Raw genomic sequence first — 20,597 nt, 5'->3', positions numbered from 1 at the left:
AGAGCCAGACGGCGGCCCGGCGCGGGCTTGCGGCCACCGCCGCTAGAACCGGGCGAAGGCATTCCGCACCGCCTCCCGGCCGCCCTGCTCCACCACGTCGCCGTGGCACACCACCACGCGCTCCACGTCCCAGGCCTGGGCCCGCGCCAGCGACGCGCGCACGGCCTCCCGGTCCTTGATGACGGCGCGAACCAGCAGGGACGGCGCCAGCCGCTGCCACGCGCCGCTCAGCTTCAGGTACAGGCGGGTGAACCACGAAGGCGTCCGGTGCACGTTGAACGCCAGGTCGGTGACGAACAGCGTCTTGCTGGGACGGTGGAAGAAGAGCAGCTCGTCCACCTTGGGCATCCCCTGGACGCGCACCTGGTCCAGGACGCCCGCCCAGCCGGCCTCGGCCGTGTCGCCCAGCTCCAAATCGATACGCAGGTCCGGCCGCTTGCGCCGCAGCGCCGCGGGCGCGGCCACCTTCGCGTCCGGATAGGCCGCCGCCCAGTCCCGCACGTAGAGGTGGTGCATCAGGTTGGGCGCCACCAGGAAGCGCACCGGCCCGAGCGCGTCCACCGCCGCCCGCGCCTCCGGGCTGAAGCGGACGGGCGAGTGGAGCCACAGCCCTCCATCCGGCAGGCGGACGGCCGTCATCCGGCCTCCCAGGTCCATTCCCCCGATGCGGAACTCCACCGCGAGCACATGCACGTCGTCGGCCACCTGGCGAAACATGACTGCCTCCTGGATGCACATTCAACCGGCGCTCATTATTCTGACCATTGGTCGAAAAATGCAATCCCGTCCGGGAAGGGCCCCGGCGTCCGGGTGACGGGGCCGTTGATTTCCGGGTGGGCCCGGCGTAGGCAACCGTCCTCTTTCCACGACTTTTGAAGGGTGCTCCGCACATGGCCGAGAAGCTCACGCCCCGCGAGAAGGGCTTTTCCGAGTGGTACGTCGACCTGGTCCAGAAGGCGAAGCTCGCCGACTACTCGGACGTGAAGGGCTGCATGGTCATCCGGCCCAATGGCTATGCGCTGTGGGAGAACATGCAGCGCGTCCTGGACACGAAGTTCAAGGACCTGGGCCACAAGAACGCCTACTTCCCGCTGCTCATCCCCGAGAGCTACCTGAAGAAGGAAGCCGAGCACGTCGAGGGCTTCAACCCGCAGCTGGCCGTCGTCACCCACGCGGGTGGCTCCAAGCTGGAGGAGCCCTACGTCATCCGGCCCACCAGTGAGACCATCATCAACCGCAGCTTCTCCAAGTGGATTCAGAGCTACCGGGACCTCCCGATGCTCTTGAACCAGTGGGCGAACGTGATGCGCTGGGAGATGCGCACGCGCCTGTTCCTGCGCACCACCGAGTTCCTCTGGCAGGAAGGCCACACCTGTCACGAGACGGAGGAGGACGCGGAGAAGGAGACCCGGCAGATGCTGGAGGTCTACCGGACCTTCGCCGAGGACTACATGGCGATGCCGGTGCTGACCGGCCAGAAGTCGGAGTCCGAGCGCTTCGCCGGCGCGCTGCGCACCTACAGCATCGAAGCGATGATGCAGGACAAGAAGGCGCTGCAGGCGGGCACCAGCCACAACCTGGGCCAGAACTTCGCCAAGGCCTTCGACACCCAGTTCCAGGGCCGCGACGGCAAGATGCACCACGTGTGGCAGACGTCCTGGGGCGTGTCCACGCGCCTCATCGGCGGCCTCATCATGACCCACTCGGATGACGCCGGCCTCATCGTCCCGCCGAAGCTGGCGGCCACGCACGTGGTCATCATCCCCATCTTCGGCAAGGCCTCCGACGCGGAGAAGGCGCAGGTGCTGGAGAAGACGAACGCGCTCGCCGCGGACCTGCGCAAGGCGGGCCTGGGCGTGGTGCTGGACGACGACGACACCAAGAGCCCGGGCTTCAAGTACAACGAGCACGAGCTCATCGGCACGTGTCTACGCATCGAGCTGGGGCCCAAGGACCTGGCGAAGAACTCCTGCGTCATGGTCCGCCGCGACGTGCGCCAGAAGGAGTTCGTGTCCCTGGACGAGGCCGTGTCCAAGGCCCAGGCCATGCTGGACGCGATGCAGAAGGACCTGTTCACCAAGGCCAGGGACTTCCGCGACTCGCACACCTTCGAGGTCAACTCCTACGAGGAGCTGAAGGAGAAGGCGGACCAGGGCTTCCTGCTGGCGCACTGGAACCTGGACCCCAAGGTGGAGGCGCGCATCAAGGAGGAGACGGGCCTGACGACGCGCTGCCGTCCCTTCGACCTCAAGCAGGAGCCGGGCAAGTGCGTCGTCACCGGCGAGCCTTCGCCGGGCCGCATCGTCTTCTCCAAGTCGTACTGAGTCCCGGTGACGTCAGGGCCGGCGGTGGGGCACGACACCGCCCGCCGCCGGGCCTCGGCGCCGCTCAGCCCACCACGCGCAGGCCCGGCTTGCCAGGCATGAAGGTGGCGACGGGCTCCGCCTTCCCCGCCACCGGCAGGGGCGCCGCCGGCTCGAACTGGAAGGCGCCCCCGCAGCGCGCCTGGGTGGCGCCGGACACGAGCATGGCGACGCCCACCTTCTTGGTGAGCCCTTCGATGCGGCTGGCCAGGTTCACCGCGTCGCCAATCACGGTGTACTCGCGCCGCTGCGCGCTGCCCACGTCCCCCACCACCACGCGCCCGGTGTGGATGCCAATGCCGATGCGCAGCGGCTCCTCGCCCCGGCGGGCGCGCTCGGCGTTGAGGGACTCCAGCGCCTCCAGCATGGCCAGCCCGCAGGCCACGGCGGCCTGGGGATGTCCGGGCAAATCCAGCGGCGCGCCGAAGTACGCGAGGATGCCGTCACCGATGAACTTGTCGAGCGTCCCTCCATGGCGGAACACCACCTCCACCATGCGGGACAGGTACTCGTTGAGCAGCGCCACCACGTGCGGGCTGTCCATGCGCTCGGACATGGAGGTGAAGCCGCGGATGTCGGAGAAGAGGAGCGTCACCTCGCGGTGCTCGCCGCTGCCGGCCTCGGTGCCACGCTCGGCGATTTGACGGGCCACCTCCGGGGAGAAGTAGCGGCCCAGCCGCTCGCGCTGCACCTCCTCCTGCGCCACCTCCTTCACCAGCCCCATCACCTGCCGGCCGATGAAGGACGCCGCGAGCGCCGCCAGCGTCAGCACCAGCACCATGCCGGAGAGGAACGTGTCCGGGGGCAACCGGGCCTGGAACAGGAGCCAGCCTTCCAGCCCGATGGCCACCAGCGTGGCCAGCACCACGTAGCGGCGCGACAACGTCAGCAGCGCCACGACGACCACCAGGGTGATGAACACGCCCAGCGTCAGCAGCGCCGTGGTCCCCGGCGACGCCGAGCCCTGGATGGACAGCCACTGGAGCAGGCAGACAGCGGGCATGTCGATGAGCGTCACGCCCAGCGCGGGTCTCCGCCCCAGCGAGGGCAGGCGCCGCGCGCCCAGCCACAAACCGAAGGCGAGCAGCAGATAGGCCGCCAGCGCCCGGGGCGGCACGCGCCAGTCATCCAGCCAGGCCACCAGCAGCCAGCTGGCCGTCGCCGCCACGCGGACCCGGTTGAGCCACTCGCCAACCTGCGTGCGCCAGCCATTCAGCCGTTTCTGGAGGGTCTCATCGACGGGGAAGCGCGTCGGCATCGGACCTGGACGGTAGCCCAGCCGCTTCGCGGCCTCCAATCCCGTCCCCCTGCCCTTCCCCCGTATGCTGAAAGAGCGTCCTGGGAACGCAAACGTCCCCGTCGCAGTCAGGAGCCGTGCGCCATGCGCCTGTTCACCGCCGTCACCCTGGGGGCCGACATTGAAGCGCGCACCGCCCAGGAGCTGCACCGGCTGCGGCCCCTGGCGCCCCTGGCGCGTTGGGTGAAGCTGGAGGGCCTCCACCTCACGCTCGTGTTCCTGGGGGACGTGGAGGACGCACGCCTGCCGGCACTTCACGAAGCCCTGGCGCCGGTGGGCGCGCGGCATGCGCCCTTCGTGCTGTCCGTGCGCGGCGGCGGTGCCTTCGGCGCCCCTGCCCACCCGCGCGTGCTCTGGGCGGAGGTGTGCGGCGCCACCGACGCGCTGAAGGCCTTGCAGGCGGACACCGCGCAGGTGCTCCAGCCGCTCGGCTTCGAGCCCGAGCATCGCGAGTACACCGCGCACCTCACGCTGGCCCGCGCGAAACACCCCCGTGGAGACGCCGCCCTCCTCGCCTGCGTCCAGGCGCTGAAGGACACGTCACTGGGCGAGGGGCGCGTGGACCGACTGGTGCTCTTCGAGAGCAAGGGCGGCCAGTACCTGCCCCGGATGGAGGTGCCCCTCACCCGCGCGCTGGGATAGCGACGCCCCGTGACGGCTGGCATCCAGGCTGCATTCTGGACTCCGGAGACAGCCAGGCACCTGAAAGGACGGGGCAATGCGGTGGATGCTCATGCTGATGGTGTGGTTCTGCGCCCACAACGCGGTCGCGGCGCCACAGGAGGGCCTGGAGGCCCGGTTGCAGACGGGAGACATCGTCCTGCACACCTCGCGCTCCTCGCAGTCGCAGGCCATCCAGAAGGCCACGCAGAGCCCCCTGTCCCATGTGGGCATGGTGGAGGTGACCGACCAGGGCGCGTGGGTCGTGGAGGCCGTGCAGCCGGTGCAGCGAATCCGGTTCTCGAAGTGGAAGGCCCGAGGCGTGAAGGGCGGCATCCTCGTCCTGCGGCCTCGGGAGCTGAGCGCCGCGCAGCGCCAGCAGGCGGTGACGGCGGCCACGGCGCACCTGGGCAAGCCGTATGACTGGCGCTTCGGCTGGGGGGACGACGCGCTGTACTGCTCGGAGCTGGTGCGCAAGGCCTACGCCCAGGGGGCGGGCGTGGAGTATGGGAAAATGGAACGGCTGGACTCGCTCCGTGTGAAGGGCCTGGAGCGGCAGCTCCGCGAACGTTACGGGAAGCGGGTTCCCCTGGATTTGGAGCTGGTGACGCCCGCCAGCATCGCCGTGGATGTACGCCTGGACGTGGTCCACTCCGACTTCCCGTCCGTGAGGTAGGTGCGGGCTCGCGAGGATGCAGCGGCGGGGCACGGACGCGATAGAGTGTCCGCATGCGACGCGTTCTGGTGCTCCTCCCTCTCCTCGCGCTGGCCGGCTGTAAGAAGGACGAAAGCCCTGGCGCGGCCAAAGTCACGGTGGGCTACTCCGGCTTTCTGCCTGGCTGCGTGCAGGTGAACGCACGCGACGAGGGCAGCGGCGAGGAGCTCACCACCACCGTCGCCGGCAAGGGTGAGCGCACGGGGGGCTCGCTGACAGTCGCCGTGATTGCGCCCGCCGGCTGGGGCACGGCCATCCAGGTGGAGGCGCGCGCCTTCGAGCAGACCTGTGAGGCCGCGAGCCCCGTGGTGTCGCGGTCGACGTCCGTGACGCTGACGCCGGGAACTCCCGTTCCGGTGGCCCTGTCTCTCCAGGCGATGGATGGGGACGGTGACGGATACGTCTCCGTGCTCACGGGGGGCACGGACTGCAATGACGCCAGCCCGAACATCCACCCGGGCGCGACGGAGCGCTGCAACGACGTCGACGACAACTGCAACGGTCAGTTGGACACGGCGGAGCTGCGCCTGGGCCAGAGCTGCACGGAGGCAGCGGGATGCGAGGGCGTCCGCGCGTGTGACGGGAACGGAGAGGTCCGCTGCAACTCGCCGCTGGCCGTGTATGCCTACCCAGACGTGGACCAGGACGGACACGGCGACCGGAACGCCGCTCCCGTCGCCTTCTGCGCCAGTATCGAGCCGGGCTACGTCACGGGTCCCGCGGACGACTGCAACGACAACAACGCCAGCATCCGGCCGGGCGCGATGGAGCTCTGCAACGGCGTCGACGACGACTGTGACAACGAGGTCGACGAGACGTTCACCGACCTTGGCACGGCGTGCACCGCGGCGGACCAGTGCGCCGGCGCCTACGTCTGCGACGCCTCCGGCATCGCCACCACCTGCCAGGCCACGACGACGCCCGGCGACTGGTTCCTGGACGGCGACGGAGACACCTTTGGTGATGGCACGGCCGTGTCGTCCTGCGTCTCGCCCGGAGAGGGCTACGTCAGCACCGACGGCGACTGCAACGACGGCAACCCGTTCACGTACCCTGGCGCGCCGGAGCTGTGCGACGGCCTGGACAACAACTGTGATGGGAATCCGGAAGGCCCTGAAGTGTGCCCGGGCGGCGCAGGCAGTTGGGTCGCACGGACCGTGGGCGCGACCGACCAGGAGTGGCGCTCCATCTTCACCGAGGTCCCCGGTGATGTGACTGCCGTGGGCAACCAGGGAGGTACCGCGGTGCTCATTCCAGGGTCCTCCACGTTCCAGACCAACGCGACCAACTGCGGTGACAGCAACAGGGGCTGGAACGCCGTCTGGACGGACATGGCCAACCAGGGCCGCGTCTATCTTGGCTCGTCGGGAGGAAGCCTCTCCTTCCTGGACAGGTCTCAGAATGCCTGCTCCGAAACCCACGGCATGGGCCGGTGGACGAGAGGTCTCGTCGGCTTTCAGCACGAAGGGACCTTGGAGATTCATGGAGTCACTTCAAACTCCGGCAACATCGATCACGGGCTGACGTTCATCTGGGATGGAGTAACCGGTATGCATGCCGTGCGATTCGGGAGCACCCTTGTCGGGCCTCTCTATGACGTCCACGGCCGTTCTCGGTCAGCGCTGTTCGCGGTCGGCGGCTTCGACACTGGGGGAGAAAGGCCTCGAGTCTACCGGTTCAATCCCGCCACCACGCAGTGGCAATCGGAGCTTGTGCAAAACACCGTCCCAGACCTGGGCCGCCTCAACGGAGTCTGGGTGGTGAATGACAAGCTCGCCTTCGCCGTGGGTGACTTCAGGAGCGGTCAGAACTCCGTGCTCCAGTGGGACGGCAGCACCTGGAGCAGGATGCCCTTCCCCACCACGCACAACGAAAGCCTGACCTCCGTCATCGCCTTCGGTGCGAAGTCGGTCTACGTCACCGCGCATAACGGGCGTATCTACCGGTACGACGGAACCGGGTGGCAGATTGTCTACGAGAACACGAGCCTCCGTTTCACTGACATCGCCGGCACCAGTCCCGCGGACCTCTGGGTTTCGGGTCACAACGGCCAGATTCTCCACTGGCCCCAGTAACCCGGCTCACCTCACCCGCCGCGCCACCACGAAGCGGCGGGTGAACGGGAACGGCGTCCCATACGGCTGCGCGGGATAGGACTCGCGCAGCAACGGGCGCAGCGTCTCCACGAACGCGCGCGCCTCCTCGTCCCCCAGCGCCGCGAGCACGGGCCGCAGCGTCGTCCCCAGCAGCCACTCCAGCACCGCGTCCTCGCCCGGGAGCACGTGCAGGTACGTCGTCTCCCAGGCCTCCACCGTCAGCCCCAGGCCGAACAGCCAGGACGCATACACGGGCAGGGACTCCACCGGCCCGCGCCGCACCGGCGCCAGGGCAGCAGCGAAGCGCGGCAAGGCCCGCACCGCGTCGACGCGCCGGTGCGAAGGCGCATCGAAGTTGGCCGGCACCTGGAAGGCCAGCACCCCGCCAGGGGCCAGCTTCGCCACCAGCCGCCCGAGCAACGCCTCATGGTCCGGCAGCCAGTGCAGCGCCGCATTGGACACGAGCACGTCCAGCGGCGCGGGAGGCGCCCAGCCCGCGAGGTCCGCCACCTCGAAGTGCACCGCGCCCACGGGCGCACCGCGACGGGCCGCCTCAATCATCTCCGAGGACGCATCCACGCCAGACACCCGGGCGGACGGCCAGCGCTCGGCCAACAGGCGCGTGAGGTCCCCGGTGCCACAGCCCAGGTCCGCGACCTGCGTGGGCGACGCCGCGTCCACCCGCGCCAGCAAATCGAAGAAGGGACGCTTTCGCTCGTCGCGGAAGCGTGAGTACTGCGCCGGGTCCCACATGGCGGCCTCCAGTCACCGGAGAGCCTAACGCCCAGGGTCCTTCAGCGCGGTACCCCAGGACACGCTCCCCCGGAAGGAAGCGTGTCCCCGGGACATTGGACTACTTGGCGCTGCTGGCGCCCGCGTCCGGCGCGCTGCCGGCGTCCGCGGCGCCTTCCATGGCGGCGCCAGTGCCGTCACCCGCCTCCGCCGTTCCGGCGTCCGTGCCACCATCCGCGTCGGCGGTCGCGCGCTCAATCCGCGGCGGCGGGTTCACCAGCGTGAGCGAGGTGAGGAACTCGTCCGCGCCCGGCGCGCCGATGGCCGCGTTGTAGACAGTGATGAGGTTGTAGACGCGCGGCCCCACCAGGAAGCTGCGGCCCTTCACCTCGCCGCTGGGCGACGCCAGCACGTACGCCTTGCCCGGGTAGCCATCCAGGGTGATGTCCTCGGAGCTCTTCAGCTCGCCACCCACCTGCCCGGCGATGCCCTGGATGCCGCCGTTGATGAGCGCCTCGGCGGGGACGGTGGCCACGAAGGCCTCCGGGTAGTCCACCGCGTTGACGATGTAGCTGACACCCTCCTCATTGGCCGCGTACGTCACGAGCGTGGCCTTGTCCGTCCGCTTCGGCAGGGCGGCCTCGCTGCGCTGCGCCTGCGGCGGAGGGCCCGGGAGCTTCACGGTAAAGCCCTCGGGGGCGTCCAGCATGTTGAACGCGACGGCGGGGGGCGCGTCTCCACCCTCGTTGGCGACCTCCTCGATGGTGGAGGTGGCTTCCTGGGGCCCGGTCTTCTGCTGACCGGCGCACGCGGCGGCAATCAGCGACAGGGTGGCGAGGCTGGCGACAAGGCGGGACAACGGGGACATGGGCACACTTCCTGAGTGTGGTTGAACGCAGCGCGTCGAAGGACGCTAGACGAACTTCCTGGTTGCTGACTACCCGACTTTGGGAGGGGAGCCAGTTTCATTGCGCGCCGGACTCTACCCGAGCGTCGGCGGGAGGACGTAGTGCCCCCATCACTCGCCGAGATACGCACGCCGGACCTCCGCGCTCTCCAGGAGCGCCTTGCCCGGCCCCGCCATCACGACCTCGCCCGTCTCCAACACATAGCCATAGTGCGCCGCGTTGAGCGCCAGGTGGGCGTTCTGCTCCACCAACAGCACGCTCACGCCCGTGGCGTTCACCTCGCGCAGGGTGCGGAAGATGGCCTCCGTCACCTGCGGCGCCAGCCCCAGCGAAGGCTCATCCAACAGCAGCAGCTGCGGCTTGCTCAAGAGCGCGCGGGCAATGGCCAGCATCTGCTGCTCGCCACCCGACAGCGTCCCGGCCATCTGCTTGCGGCGCTCCTTGAGCACCGGGAAGAGCGTGAAGCTCTTCTCCAAATCCGCCTGGATGCCGGAGGTGTCCGTGCGCAGGTACGCGCCCAGCTCCAGGTTCTCCTGGACGGTCATGTTGGGGAACACGCCCCGCCCTTCCGGCGCGTGCGCCATGCCGCGCGGCACCAGCTGGTGCGCCTTCAGGGTCGTGGTGTCGTGCCCGTTGAACTGGATGCGTCCGCCGCTGGGCTTGAGCATGCCGCTCACCGCGCGCAGGGTGCTCGTCTTGCCCGCACCGTTGGCGCCGATGAGGGCCACCACCTCGCCCTTGCCCACCGTCAGCGACACACCCTTGAGCGCCTGGATGGCGCCGTAGTGCACCTTGATGCCGTCCACCGACAACAGCGGCGGGAAGGCCTGGCGCTCGCCCAGCGTCTTCACCTGCGCGTCGCTCACGCCGCCCCTCCGTGGCTCTCCAGATAGCTGTCGCCCAGGTACGCCTCGATGACCTTCCGGTCGCTGCGCACCTGCGCCGGCGCGCCCCGGGCAATCGTCTCGCCGTGGTCCAGCACGGTGATGGATTCGCAGATGCCCATGACCAGCTTCATGTCGTGCTCGATGACGAGCACCCCCAGCTGGAAGTCGTCCCGGAGCTTGCGGATGAGCACCATCAGGTCCGCCTTCTCACGGGTGTTCATGCCCGCCGCGGGTTCGTCCAGCAGCAGCACCTTGGGCTGCGTGCCCAGCGCGCGCGCGATTTCCAGCCGGCGCTGCTCGCCGTAAGGCAGGTTGCGCGCCTCCTCGTCGCGGCGGTGCGACAGGCCCATGACCTCCAGCAGGCGCTCCGCCTGCTGCGTCAGCTCCCGCTCCTCCTGCTGGAAGCGCGGCGTCAGCAGCAGCGCGCGCCACCAGTCACGGTAGTTGAGGAAGGCGCCCTTCATCTTCGCGCCCAGCCCCACGCCTTCGGGGTGCAGCGCGCCCTGCGCCCGGCACGCCACCTTCACGTTGTCCAGCGCGGTGAGCGCGCGGAACAGGCGGATGTTCTGGAAGGTGCGCGCCAGTCCCAGGTGGTTGATTTGATGCGGCAGCCACCCGTTCACCCGCTGCCCGGTGACGCGGACCTCGCCCTGGGTGGGCGGGTACACACCCGTCAGCACGTTGAACGCCGTGGACTTGCCGGCGCCGTTGGGGCCAATGAGGCCCTGCAAATCGCCCTGCCGCACGGAGAGGTTGAAGTCCGTCAGCGCCTTGAGGCCGCCGAACTGGATGCTCACCCCATCCGCCTGGAGCAACGGCGCTCCGGCCGCGGCCTTCGTCTCCTGCACGGCCGCGCTCACGCCAGCCCCCTGCGCTTGCGCGGAATCCACCGCGGCAGCACGTCCCAGATTTCCTTCGTCCCGAACAGGCCCTGGGGCCGCGCCAGCATCAGCACCACCAGCAGCAGGCCGTACACGGGCATGCGAATCTGGTCCACCTTCTGCGCCAGGCTGCCTTCGGCCCCCAGCACGGTGAACAGCGAGCGCAGGCCTTCGGGCAGCAGCGTGAGGAACGTGGCCGCGACGATGGCGCCCGTCGTGGAGCCCAGGCCGCCCAGCACCACCATGACGACGATTTCCATCGACTTCACGAAGGTGAAGGAACCAGGGTTGATGATGGGCACGAAGTGCGCGAACAGCGCGCCGGCGATGCCCGCGAAGAACGACGAGATGACGAACGCGCGCACCTTGTAGCCCGTGGTGTCCACGCCCATGGCCTCGGCGGCGACCTCGTCCTCGCGGATGGCCCACAGGCTGCGGCCGTGGCTGGAGCCGGTGATGCGCCGGGCCACCAGCACCGTGAGGAACACGAAGAAGTACACCATGGCCGGCGACGACGTCTGCGGGATGCCCGACAGGCCCAGCGCCCGGCCGAACGCGTCCGTGTTCTGCACCACCACGCGGATGATTTCGCCGAAGCCCAGCGTGACGATGGCCAGGTAGTCCCCGCGCAGCCGCAGCGAGGGCAGGCCCACCAGGAAGCCGCACAGCGCCGCGGCCAGGCCGCCCACCAGCAGCGACAGGACGAAGAACACCTGGTCGCTGACCGCCACCGGCAGGAAGGAGAGCGCGATGTCCTTGAGGTTCAGCGACAGGACGCCGGAGATGTAGGCCCCCACCGCCATGAAGCCCGCATGGCCAATGGAGAACTGCCCCGTCATCCCGTTCACGATGTTGAGGCTGACCGCGAGGATGATGTTCACCCCCACCACCGACAGCAGGTAGGAGGCGAAGGGCGCATCACTCATCAGCCACTGGAACAGCGCCAGCACCGGCAGCGCCAGCAGCACGGGCAGCAGGCCGCGCAGCGACGCGGGGACGACGGAGCGGGCCTCTGGGACGGGAATCGCCGGCGTCTCCATCAGACCTTCTCCGCGGTGACGCGGCCGAAGAGGCCGCCCGGCTTCACCAGCAACACCAGGATGAGGAAGCCGAAGGCCACCGCGTCACGCCAGGTGCTGGCCGCGTAGCCCACCACGAACTCCTCCACCAGGCCCAGCACCAGCCCGCCCACCACGGCGCCCTGCACGTGGCCGATGCCACCAATCACCGCCGCCACGAAGGCCTTGAGGCCCACGTACAGGCCCATCAGCGGGCTCACCGACGTGTCCTTGATGGCGTACAGCAGCCCCGCGCCCGCCGCCAGCGCGCTGCTCAACATGAACGTCAGCGCGATGACGCGGTCGGTGGGGATGCCCATCAGCGCCGCCACGCGGTGGTCCCAGGACACCGCGCGCATGGCCTGGCCGAAGCGCGTGCGGAACACCAGGTACTGCAGGCCCACCATCAGCGCCACGGCGATGCCGAAGCTGATGACCTGCCAGTTCCACACCACCACGTCCCGGTCGCCAATGACGAGCCACTCCACCGGCGCGATGACCTCCGGGAAGGCCCGCGGCGCCGCGCCCGGCAAGAAGCCGATGTCCAACTGGAAGCCGTAGGACAGCGCGAAGGAGATGCCGATGGCGGTGATGAGCGCGGTGAGGCGCGGCTTCTCCCGCAGGGGGCGGTACGCGAAGCGCTCGATGAAGAACCCGAGCAGCGCGCAGCCCAGCATGGCCACCGCGAACACGACGGCCACGCCCACCAGGGAGCTGCGCATGTCGCGCCCGAGCGCGAACGCGGTGGCGTAGCCCATGTAGACGCCGACCATCATGACGTCGCCGTGGGCGAAGTTGATGAGCTTCAGGACGCCGTACACCATCGTGTAGCCCAGCGCGACGAGCGCGTAGATGGTGCCGGCGGCCAGGCCGTTGATGAGGTGTTGGAGGAGCTGCGCCATTAGGGATTGACGGTCGTGACGTACTGCGTCTTGCCGTCCTCGACCTTGAGGACGACGGCGGACTTCACGGCGTTGCGCTGGGCATCCAGTGTCACCATGCCCGCCACGCCCGGGAAGTCCTTCGTCTGGGCAATGGCGTCCCGCACGGCCGGGCCGCTCAGGTCCTTGGCGCGCTCCAGGGCGGCCACCGCCACCCGGGCGGAGTCGTAACCCAGCGCGGCCAGGGCGTCCGGCACCGCGCCGTACGCGGCCTTGTAGTCCGCGATGAACTTCTGCACGCGCGGGTCCGGGTTGTCCGGCGAGTAGTGGTTGGAGAAGTAGCTGCCTTCAATGGCGCTGCCGCCCAGCTCGAAGAGCTTCTCGGAGTCCCAGCCGTCGCCGCCCATCAGCGGCACCTTCAGGCCCACCTCGCGCGCCTGCCGGGCGACGATGCCCACCTCGCTGTAGTAGCCCGGGACGTAGATGCCCTCCGGCTGCGACTTGCGGATGGCGGTGAGCTGGGCGCGGTAGTCGGTGTCGCCCTGGCTGTAGCTCTCCACGGCCGTCACCTTGCCGCCCAGCTCCGTGAACTTGCGCGTGAAGACGTCCGCCAGGCCAATGGAGTACGCGCTCTTGTTGTCCTGGAGCACCGCCACCTGGTTCAGCTTCAGGTTCTCCCGCGCGAACTTCGCCATCACGAAGCCCTGGAACGGGTCGATGAAGCAGACGCGGAAGATGTAGTCACCCTTCTCGGTGACGGTGGGGTTGGTGGAGGACGGCGTAATCATGGGCACGCCCGCCGCCTGCGCCTTCTCCGCCATGGCCAGCGAGTTGGACGACGCCACGTCACCGAGGATGAGCACGACCTTGTCCTGGGTAATCAGGCGCGTGGCGGCCTGGGCGGCCTCCTCGGGCTTGCTCTGGTTGTCGTAGACGCGGATGGACAGCTTCTTGCCCTTCACCCCGCCGGCGGCGTTGGCCTCCTTGAGGGCCAGCTCGATGCCGTTGCGCGTGGAGATGCCGAAGGTGGCCTGGCCACCGGTGAGCGCGCCCACCTGCCCCAGCAGGATGCTGTTCGCGTCCGCCGGAGCGCCCCCGGGCGCCGCCCCTTGCCCCTGCGCGGCCTGAGTCCCTCCTTCACCTGAAGGAGCAGGCTGCGTCTTCTTCTCGCAGGCGGCCGCCATGACGGCGAGCGCGGCGAGGAGCATCGGGGCAAGTCGTCGCATGCAGGGCTTCCCTTCGCGGAAACAGACACGGCAAAGCCCTGGTTTTCTAGGGGACACCTCTCCATGGGTCAAGCTCGCAGCCGTCCCGTGCCCCCGTCACACACCCCCTGTGCGGCGCGTCAGTCAGGAGTGCAGCCCATCCAACGGGCCGTCGTGGAGCACCTCGCCCTGCGCCTCCACCTCCGCCGTCTCTTTCCGAACGGTGGCGTGAACCTGCCGGAGCACCTCGTCGGTGTACCGGGAAACCGCGACCTCCTGCCAGACATGAACCGACCTGGCGACCTCCACCCGCTCCTCACGCAGGGGGATGACGAAGGTGCCCGCCTCGAAGGGCACCAGCCCCTCCAGCACCGGCCGGGCGGACGCCCCGGCCTCCGGCGTCGGCGCGCCCTCGGCGTCCACGGCCTGCTCGGACACCCGCTCCACCACCAGCTCCTCGCGGCGCACGGGCACGGAGAAGTGTCGCACCTCCGTCCGCACCACCTTGTGGATGCGCACCTGCCCCGCCTCGCGCACCACCACGTGAGGATGGGCCTCCTCGTGGGCCAGGGGCACCACGAGCTCGCCGGGCGTCGCGAACCCGGCGGAGAGCACGGCTTCGGGGGGACCTGACCGCGCCTGCTCCGACGCCTCTTCCGTCGTCGACACCTCGTCCCGCGTCAGCCCCAGGTGCACGTCTTCTCCGCGCACGTCCACCACGTCGCCGTAGCGCGCGGCGAAGGACTTCAGCCGCAGCAGCCCCCCTTCGATGGCGAAGGTCTCCTCGCCACACCCCACCACGGTGCCCAACCGGGTCCCATCCGCGGTGAAGACCCGCATCCCTTCCCGTACGTCCGTGCGCATCGAAGGACTCCTCTCGTGTGATGTGGTCCGCTGGCTCATGACAGCCTGGGCTCGCTCCAGGGATGCTCCCGGCCATTCGGCCCGCGCCGGAGCACCCGCTCCAGGGGCGCGCGGGGACGGCCCGGGTCCGTCTCCAGCGCCGCGGGCACGCAGGCAGCGGCCGGCGGGCCGGGCACCAGGGCCAGGGCGGGAGGCGGCCGGAGTCGGCCGCGCGCGAGCCGGCCCGCCACCAGGGCGCCCAGCACCCCGGAGGCGCAGGCCACGCCCACCACGGGGCCTCGCAGGTCCGGGCGAAGCAACCGGTGGAGGCCACGCACCACCAAGTGCGCCCCCACGCCCGCGGCGGCGCCTCCCACCCACGAGTCACTCCAGCGCCACGGCACCCAGGTCCCCTGCCTGCTCCTCATGACGGTCTCCCGTTGGGTGCTCACGGCACGCGGCCCGGACGCACCTCGCCTGAAGATGGGGTGGACCGCCGCGCCCTGAGAAGCCCCGGGCCCCCGCCGCCGGCGCGGTGACACCCGAGCAGGCGAAAGGACAGGCGGGCGTTCGGGCGGGCAGGCACGGTGCCAAGCCAACTGGCACTGCGTCCTCGGCCCCTGTCGCCAGGACGGGGCGCTCACACCTTCCATGATGACCGGGGTGGAAACCCCAGGGCCTCGCGCTCGCACGCGAGGCCTCCACCAGCGCCGGGGCTCAGGGTGTGGCCAGCAGGTCCACCCGCCCCGGTCACGAGGAGCCAGACATGTACCAACGCAGCGACATCAAGGAAGGGATGGTCGTCCGCAGCATCGACGGCGAGAAGCTCGGCAAGGTCTTCGCCGTCGGTGAGGGCGAGTTCCACATCGAGAAGGGCCTCTTCTTCCCGAAGGACTACCTGGTCCGGTACTCGGAAGTCAGTCGCATCGACGGCTCGGAAATCATCCTCAGCCACGGCAAGGAGGCGCTGAGCCGGCTGACGGATGAGGACCGCACGGGCGCCATCGCCGGCACGGGGGGCGGCGCGGGCGTGGGCCCGGGCGCGGTGGGCATGGGCGCCACCCCGGACACGGTGGGCCGCAAGGGCACCTACGACGCGGGCTACGACACACGCCTGGGCCCGGATGCCCGCTACGGCACCGGCGCGGACGCGGACACCGCGGTGGGCGCGCGGGGCATCCACGGCCGCGAGGAGGACGTCACCATCCCCCTGCACAGGGAAGAGATGGACGTGCTCAAGCGGGACGTGCAGGCCGGTGAGGTCCGCGTCCACAAGGATGTGGTGGAGGAGGACCGGGAGGTGGACGTCCCGGTGCGCCGCGAGCGCGTCCGGGTGGAGCGCCGGGACGTGAGCCCGGGACGCCCGGCGATGAACGCCTCGTTCCAGGAGGAGACCGTCGTCGTCCCGCTGCGCGCCGAGGAGGTCGAGGTCCAGAAGCGCGCCGTCGTCGACGAGGAGGTCGTCATCCACAAGGACGAGGTCGACGAGCAACGCCACATCTCCGAGCACGTGCGGCGGGAAGAGGTGGACATCCGCACCGAGGGCGAGGACCGCGCGCGGACGCTGAACGCGCCCTCCGACGACCCGCTCAAGCGCGGATACTGAGCGCGCCGCCCGGGCCCCGCTCTCCTCCCGAGGGGGGCCCGGCTTCCCCGCTCGCCGTCAGGGCGAGGACTTCACGAGCGGCGGGCGCATGATGGGCGTCTCGTCCACGGCCTGCCCCCCCATGGGGTTGCCCCTGGCGGGCGGGCGGCCCAGTTGCTGGAACTCGCGAGCCCGGTCGGGGAAGCGCCGCTCCATGAGCCGCGCCAGCTCCGAGTCGCTCGCCGGACGGCAGGCATCCGCCAGCCGGTCCGCCATCTCCCGCGCGCTGCCAAAGCGGGCCTCGGGGCGTTTTGCCAGCGACGTCTCCAGCACGCTCCACAGCGCCCGGGAGAGGTGCGAAGGCCGCGGCGGAAGGGGCTCGTCGCAGATGGCGTGCATGGTGGCCAGCTCGTCGGGCTTCTCGAAGGCCCGCGCGCCGGTGAGCGCCTGGTAGAGGACCAGCCCCATGGCGAACAAGTCACTGCGCGCATCCAGCTTCATGCCGCGCGCCTGCTCGGGGGACATGTACAGCGGCTTGCCCTTCACGATGCCCGGCAGCGTCACCGTGCGCTGGGCGCGGGCCTTGGCCACGCCGAAGTCCAGCACCTTCACCCGTCCGTCGAACCCCACCATGAGGTTGTGCGGGGACAAGTCCCGGTGCACCAGCTCGAGCGGCGCGCCGTCCTCGCCCTGCAGCACGTGCGCCGCATGCAGCCCCGCCAGCCCCTGGCACACCACGCCCACCGCGTGCGCCGTCTCCAGCGGGCCCTTGGCCGCGTGGAGGAGCCGCTCCAGGTCCACGCCGCGCACCAGCTCCATGGCGATGTAGTACGCGCCCTCGGCCTCACCGAAGTCGTAGACGTGCACCAGGTTGGGGTGGGAGAGCCGTAGGCCGATGCGGGCCTCGTCCAGGAACTGCTGGACGACGGAGGGGTCCGAGGACAGGTGCGGGAGGATGCGCTTGAGGGCCACCAGCCGGCCCAGGCCCTCCGGGCCCCGGGTCCGCGCCACCAGCACCTGCGCCATGCCCCCGGTGCCCAGCGGCGTCACCACCTCGTAGCGGCCGATGTGCCCGCGCGACGCCGGAGGCGGCTCCGTGGTGAGCGCGTCCAGCCGCTCCAGCGCGCCCTTGCCGTCCGTCAGCGCGAGGAAGCCCAGCACGGCGGTGTCGAGCTGCTCGCCAATGGCCTCCACCAGCTTCATCACCAGGCCGCCGCCGCCGTCGAAGGTGCCCTCCACCACCAGCCCCAGGCCCCCCAGCACCAGGCTGCCCAGGGCCAGCCGCGCGCAGAAGAGCGTCCGGCCGTCCTCCAGCTTGCGGACCCCCTGCCAGTGGGCCGCCTCCAGGACGTCCACGCCGGGCTCGCCCAGCACCCGCGTCAGCACCGGGCCCCGCGTCCCCCGCAGGGACACGAAGCCCGCGCGCGCATGCACCAGCCGGGCACACTGCGTGAGAAACACGTCCAGCCCGGAGTCCAGGTCCAAGCCCCGCTCCAGGCAGTCCTCCAGGATGACGTCGGCCATCCGATGCACGGAGACCAGACCCCGGAGAAAAACGACCTCTTCCTCTAATGAGGGAAAATCCACGGGCCCATTCAACACCCGGGACGTCCTTTTCAGGAAACGCGGCGCCGCCCCAGGCGGCTACACGCGCTCCCGGTCCTTCAACGGCGACACGGCCGGAAGGCGCTCGGGCGCGCCGGGGCGGAGCGACACGGGCAGGTGGTCATCCATGAGGCCGTGCGCCTCCAGCAGGCGCTCCATGTGCGCCACGCGCTCGCGCAGCAGCCGCACCTCCATACCGCCGTGCTGGGATTCCTTCAGTCGGATGAAGGCCTCCACCAGGGGATTGAGGGAGAAACGGAGGGTGAGCCCGAACAGGGGCACCCCCACCACCATCGCGGTGATGAGGAACTTGATGATGGCTTCGGTGACGTCCATTGATGCGCTCCAGGCGGACTGACTGCGCGGCAGGCAGTCTACGCTGGAGCGCGGAGGCGATTGCGAGCGATCAGCTCGCCTGCCCCGTGTAGATGGCGTCCGCGATGCGGTAGGCGCTGCCCTCCAGGCGCTGGAAGGACTCCTTGAGCACCGCCACGTCGGAGGTGTTGAGCACCTCCTTGAGGCGCTCCAGGTCCACCTTGATTTCCTCGCGGTCCTTCTCCGACAGGAGGCTGGCGTACTCCTCCAGGCTCTTCTCCGTCGTGTAGATGAGCCCGTCGGCGTTGTTGCGCAGCTCCGCCAGCTCCTTCTTCTTCTTGTCGTCGGTGGCGTGCGACTGCGCGTCGGAGATCATCGCCTGGATCTCCGCCTCGGACAGGCCGGAGTTGCTCACCACGCGCACCTGCTGGACCTTGCCGGTGCCCAAATCCTTGGCGCTGACGTGGACGATGCCGTTGGCGTCGATGTCGAACGACACCTCGATTTGCGGCACGCCGCGCGGCGCCGGGGGGATGCCCACCAGTTCGAAGCGCGCCAGCGTCTTGTTGTCCGCCGCCATCTCACGCTCGCCCTGGAGCACGTGCACGCTCACCAGGGGCTGGTTGTCCACGGCGGTGGAGAACACCTGGCTCTTCTTGCAGGGGATGGTGGTGTTCTTGTCGATGATCTTGGTGAACACGCCGCCCGCCGTCTCGACGCCGAGCGACAGCGGCGTCACGTCCAGCAGGAGGACGTCCTTCACCTCGCCCTTGAGCACGCCGCCCTGGATGGCCGCGCCCACGGCGACGACCTCGTCCGGGTTGATGCCCTTGTGCGGCTCCCGGCCGAAGAACTCCTTCACCTTCGCCTGCACGCGCGGCATGCGCGTCATGCCGCCCACCAGCAGCACCTGGTTGATTTGCTGCGCGGGGACGCCCGCGTCCTTCAGGGCAATCTTGCAGGGCTCGATGGTGCGGTCGATGAGGTCCGTCACCAGCGCCTCGAAGGTGGCGCGGTCCACCGTCTCCGTGAGGTGCTTGGGACCGGAGGCATCGGCGGTGATGAACGGCAGGTTCACCTCCGTCTCCGGCGCGCTGGACAGCTCGTGCTTGGCGCGCTCGGCGGCTTCCTTCAGGCGCTGGAGCGCCATGCGGTCCTTGCGCAGGTCCAGCCCGTTGTTGGCCTCCGCGAAGCGCTTGGCCAGGTAGTCGATGAGGCGCTGGTCGAAGTCCTCGCCGCCCAGGAACGTGTCGCCGTTGGTGCTCTTCACCTCGAACACGCCGGCGTTGAGCTCCAGGATGGAGATATCGAAGGTGCCGCCGCCCAGGTCGTAGACGGCGATGCGCTCCGTGCCACCCTCCTGCACCTTGTCCAGGCCGTAGGCCAGGGCCGCGGCGGTGGGCTCGTTGATGATGCGCAGGACGTTGAGCCCGGCGATGCGGCCGGCGTCCTTGGTGGCCTGGCGCTGGCTGTCGTTGAAGTAGGCGGGGACGGTGATGACCGCCTCGGAGACCTGCTCACCGAGGTAGTCCTCCGCCGTCTGCTTCATCTTCATCAGGACGATGGCGGAGACCTCCGGCGGGCTGTAGCCCTTGCCGCGAATCTCCACCCACGCGTCGCCGTTGGGGCTGGCGGCCACCTTGAAGGGCGACACGCCAATGGCCTTCTTGGCCTCGGGCGAGTCGAGCTTGCGGCCGATGAGCCGCTTCGCCGCGAAGACGGTGTTCTCCGGGTTGGTGATGGCCTGCCGCTTGGCGATCTGCCCCACCAGGCGCTCGCCGGAGTCCGTGAAGCCCACCATGGAAGGCGTGGTCCGGCTGCCTTCGCTGTTGGGGATGACCACCGGCTCGCCGCCCTCCATGACGGCGACGCACGAGTTGGTCGTCCCAAGGTCGATTCCAATCACCTTGCCCATGTTGGTTACTGACTCCCCCCGGAAGAGTTCTCGGACTGCGCGGGCGCGGCGGGCGCCTCGGTGTCGGTCGTGGCGGTGGCGGGTTCGGCGGCCGGCGGCTCGGCGGCGACCGGCTCAGCCGGCGCGCGCGCGACGACGACCATGGCCGGACGCACCAGCCGTTCATTCAGATAGAAGCCGCGCACGACCTCGTGGGCCACGTGGCCGGCGGGGACGTCCGCCGTCTCCACCTGCTGGATGGCCTCATGGAGGCGCGGGTCGAAGGGCTGTCCCTTGGCGCTGAAGCCCTTCACGCCGTGGCGGCCCAGCGTGTCCTCGAAGGACTTGCGCGTCATGGCCACGCCCTTCTCGAAGCTGTCCAGGTCCGGCGATTTGGCCGCGGCGTCGAGCGCGCGGTCCAGGTTGTCCAGCACCGGGAGCAGGTCCTTGAGCAGCTTCTCCGCGCCGAAGCGCTGGACCTCCTCCTTCTCCTTCTGCGCGCGCTTGCGGTAGTTCTCCAGGTCCGCGGCGTGACGCACGGTGCGCTCCTGCGCCTCCTTCGCGCGCTCGTGGGCTTCGCGCAGGCGCTCCATCGTCTCGCGCCCCTTGGCCTGGCTGAACTCGAGCTGGGCCTGGAGGGACTCCACCTCCTGGCGGAGCGCGGCCACGTCC

20 protein-coding genes are annotated in these 20,597 nt (G+C 69.7%); 5 read left to right on the top strand and 15 right to left on the bottom strand.

Features of this window, described 5'->3' with window-relative positions:
- Window positions 1–42: 42 nt before the first annotated feature.
- Entirely contained in the window at window positions 43–717 is a 675-nt protein-coding gene (locus G4D87_RS13280) for a DUF4336 domain-containing protein (protein ID WP_163782428.1), read from the bottom strand.
- 155 nt (window positions 718–872) lie between these two features.
- On the opposite strand from G4D87_RS13280, the gene proS reads away from it, so the two are divergent.
- Window positions 873–2,324, top strand: coding sequence for a proline--tRNA ligase (gene proS / locus G4D87_RS13275; RefSeq protein WP_205507569.1), 1,452 nt, complete (start codon window positions 873–875; stop codon window positions 2,322–2,324).
- Window positions 2,325–2,388: 64 nt separating this feature from the next.
- Here the strand turns inward: proS and G4D87_RS13270 are convergent, their stop codons facing one another.
- The gene (locus tag G4D87_RS13270; protein WP_240358240.1) at window positions 2,389–3,660 is read right to left on the bottom strand and encodes an adenylate/guanylate cyclase domain-containing protein; all 1,272 of its coding nucleotides are present in this window, start codon (window positions 3,658–3,660) and stop codon (window positions 2,389–2,391) included.
- An 84-nt stretch (window positions 3,661–3,744) separates the two neighbouring features.
- On the opposite strand from G4D87_RS13270, the gene thpR reads away from it, so the two are divergent.
- From thpR to G4D87_RS13255, 3 genes are all read left to right on the top strand, one after another.
- The gene (gene thpR / locus G4D87_RS13265) at window positions 3,745–4,302 is read left to right on the top strand and encodes an RNA 2',3'-cyclic phosphodiesterase (protein ID WP_163782426.1); all 558 of its coding nucleotides are present in this window, start codon (window positions 3,745–3,747) and stop codon (window positions 4,300–4,302) included.
- 76 nt (window positions 4,303–4,378) lie between these two features.
- Window positions 4,379–4,996 carry a YiiX family permuted papain-like enzyme gene (locus G4D87_RS13260; RefSeq protein WP_163782425.1) on the top strand — a complete coding sequence of 206 codons (618 nt, stop codon included), beginning with the start codon at window positions 4,379–4,381 and terminating at the stop codon, window positions 4,994–4,996.
- A 53-nt stretch (window positions 4,997–5,049) separates the two neighbouring features.
- Complete coding sequence (locus G4D87_RS13255) at window positions 5,050–7,110, top strand: putative metal-binding motif-containing protein (RefSeq protein ID WP_163782424.1); 2,061 nt, start codon at window positions 5,050–5,052, stop codon at window positions 7,108–7,110.
- Window positions 7,111–7,116: 6 nt separating this feature from the next.
- Here the strand turns inward: G4D87_RS13255 and G4D87_RS13250 are convergent, their stop codons facing one another.
- The 9 genes from G4D87_RS13250 to G4D87_RS13210 all read right to left on the bottom strand — a co-directional run bounded on the left by G4D87_RS13250 (window position 7,117) and on the right by G4D87_RS13210 (window position 14,954).
- Window positions 7,117–7,884: a methyltransferase domain-containing protein gene (locus G4D87_RS13250; protein WP_163782423.1), complete on the bottom strand. Its 768-nt coding sequence runs from the start codon at window positions 7,882–7,884 to the stop codon at window positions 7,117–7,119.
- Window positions 7,885–7,984: 100 nt separating this feature from the next.
- Window positions 7,985–8,731 carry a hypothetical protein gene (locus G4D87_RS13245; protein ID WP_240358239.1) on the bottom strand — a complete coding sequence of 249 codons (747 nt, stop codon included), beginning with the start codon at window positions 8,729–8,731 and terminating at the stop codon, window positions 7,985–7,987.
- Between the two features lie 150 nt (window positions 8,732–8,881).
- Entirely contained in the window at window positions 8,882–9,637 is a 756-nt protein-coding gene (locus G4D87_RS13240) for an ABC transporter ATP-binding protein (RefSeq protein WP_163782421.1), read from the bottom strand.
- Window positions 9,634–10,518 carry an ABC transporter ATP-binding protein gene (locus G4D87_RS13235; RefSeq protein ID WP_163782420.1) on the bottom strand — a complete coding sequence of 295 codons (885 nt, stop codon included), beginning with the start codon at window positions 10,516–10,518 and terminating at the stop codon, window positions 9,634–9,636. Before G4D87_RS13235 ends, G4D87_RS13240 begins: the two co-directional genes overlap by 4 nt.
- Window positions 10,515–11,579 (bottom strand): branched-chain amino acid ABC transporter permease, encoded by a 1,065-nt coding sequence (locus G4D87_RS13230; protein ID WP_163782419.1) that lies wholly within the window; start codon window positions 11,577–11,579, stop codon window positions 10,515–10,517. The genes G4D87_RS13235 and G4D87_RS13230 overlap by 4 nt, the downstream gene beginning before the upstream one ends.
- On the bottom strand, window positions 11,579–12,499 hold the full coding sequence (locus G4D87_RS13225; protein ID WP_163782418.1) for a branched-chain amino acid ABC transporter permease: 921 nt from the start codon (window positions 12,497–12,499) through the stop codon (window positions 11,579–11,581). Before G4D87_RS13225 ends, G4D87_RS13230 begins: the two co-directional genes overlap by 1 nt.
- Complete coding sequence (locus G4D87_RS13220) at window positions 12,499–13,704, bottom strand: ABC transporter substrate-binding protein (protein ID WP_163782417.1); 1,206 nt, start codon at window positions 13,702–13,704, stop codon at window positions 12,499–12,501. Before G4D87_RS13220 ends, G4D87_RS13225 begins: the two co-directional genes overlap by 1 nt.
- Before the next feature lie 123 nt (window positions 13,705–13,827).
- On the bottom strand, window positions 13,828–14,547 hold the full coding sequence (locus G4D87_RS13215) for a YsnF/AvaK domain-containing protein (protein WP_163782416.1): 720 nt from the start codon (window positions 14,545–14,547) through the stop codon (window positions 13,828–13,830).
- A 35-nt stretch (window positions 14,548–14,582) separates the two neighbouring features.
- Window positions 14,583–14,954: a hypothetical protein gene (locus G4D87_RS13210; RefSeq protein ID WP_240358238.1), complete on the bottom strand. Its 372-nt coding sequence runs from the start codon at window positions 14,952–14,954 to the stop codon at window positions 14,583–14,585.
- A gap of 338 nt (window positions 14,955–15,292) precedes the next feature.
- Here G4D87_RS13210 and G4D87_RS13205 point away from each other — a divergent pair, with 338 nt between their 5' ends.
- Window positions 15,293–16,132 carry a YsnF/AvaK domain-containing protein gene (locus G4D87_RS13205; protein ID WP_176411598.1) on the top strand — a complete coding sequence of 280 codons (840 nt, stop codon included), beginning with the start codon at window positions 15,293–15,295 and terminating at the stop codon, window positions 16,130–16,132.
- Window positions 16,133–16,189: 57 nt separating this feature from the next.
- On the opposite strand, the gene G4D87_RS13200 is transcribed toward G4D87_RS13205, so the two are convergent.
- The 4 genes from G4D87_RS13200 to grpE all read right to left on the bottom strand — a co-directional run.
- On the bottom strand, window positions 16,190–17,635 hold the full coding sequence (locus G4D87_RS13200; RefSeq protein ID WP_240358241.1) for a serine/threonine-protein kinase: 1,446 nt from the start codon (window positions 17,633–17,635) through the stop codon (window positions 16,190–16,192).
- A 120-nt stretch (window positions 17,636–17,755) separates the two neighbouring features.
- Entirely contained in the window at window positions 17,756–18,052 is a 297-nt protein-coding gene (locus tag G4D87_RS13195) for a hypothetical protein (protein ID WP_163782413.1), read from the bottom strand.
- A 70-nt stretch (window positions 18,053–18,122) separates the two neighbouring features.
- On the bottom strand, window positions 18,123–19,946 hold the full coding sequence (gene dnaK, locus G4D87_RS13190) for a molecular chaperone DnaK (RefSeq protein WP_163782412.1): 1,824 nt from the start codon (window positions 19,944–19,946) through the stop codon (window positions 18,123–18,125).
- Between the two features lie 5 nt (window positions 19,947–19,951).
- On the bottom strand, window positions 19,952–20,597 hold a 646-nt coding region (gene grpE, locus G4D87_RS13185), incomplete at its 5' end, for a nucleotide exchange factor GrpE (protein ID WP_163782411.1).

This window comes from Myxococcus vastator, from assembly GCF_010894475.1.
GTDB classification, from domain to species: Bacteria; Myxococcota; Myxococcia; order Myxococcales; family Myxococcaceae; genus Myxococcus; species Myxococcus vastator.
This window is presented reverse-complemented; position numbering and strand designations above follow the sequence as displayed.